General features: G+C 68.6%; 1 pseudogene. It reads right to left on the bottom strand.

What is annotated here, in order from left to right:
- Window positions 1-188: 188 nt before the first annotated feature.
- Window positions 189-738 (bottom strand): annotated as a pseudogene (locus tag IG84_RS0137185) (P22 phage major capsid protein family protein); the annotation flags it as partial.

Consider the following 738-nt stretch of genomic DNA (forward strand, 5'->3'; position numbering starts at 1 on the left):
CACGATGAGCGTGAACGCGTTGGTGGCGTGGTCGTTGGTGTAGCGGATGACGGTGCGTTCCGGCTCCGCGCGGGCCACCGACATCCCGTTGGCGGGGTCGATGGCCTGCCCGAAGTCCTCCACGTGGACGCCGTTGGGCTGGAACCTGCGCACGGTGATCGCAGTGCGTGCCATGGCTCAGCCTCCGATCAGGGGGTGGCGTCGATGTAGGCGACGGCGATTCCCTCGGGGCGGATCAGCTTCGCGCCGTACAGGGCCAGGCCCTTGACGGCGTCGCTGAAGGACGACTCCGGCCGATAGGCCTCGGTCTTGTTGATCTGCTCGGCGAAGGAGATGGCTCCGTTGACGCCGGCCTGGACGACGTGCACGCCCGCGGTCGGCTCCGGGGTGTTGTTCGACTCGAAGATCTCGAACCCGGCCGCCCGGCCGACGGCGCCGTTGCGCAGGGCGTCGGTCTGCCCGGACTTGGCGTAGTCGGTGAACCGGTCGTCCATCAGCAGGGAGGCGTAGCCCTCAGGCGGGACGATGCAGTACCGGCCTGCAGTGGGGACGTTGGCGCGCTTCATCTTCGTGCGCAGCGGCACCAGGACCTTGTCGTAGAAGTCCTTGGGGGTGGTGTGCACGTTGATCGGGGAGCCGGTGGAGCCGAGCGTGTTCGCCGTGACCGCCCCGGTGTAGAAGCTGGCGACGTAGCGGTCGGCTTCGTCGGCCAGACCGTGCGCGGCCTCGCTCATGGCC

Source organism: Streptomyces ochraceiscleroticus (genome assembly GCF_000720485.1).
GTDB classification, from domain to species: domain Bacteria; phylum Actinomycetota; class Actinomycetes; order Streptomycetales; family Streptomycetaceae; genus Streptomyces; species Streptomyces ochraceiscleroticus.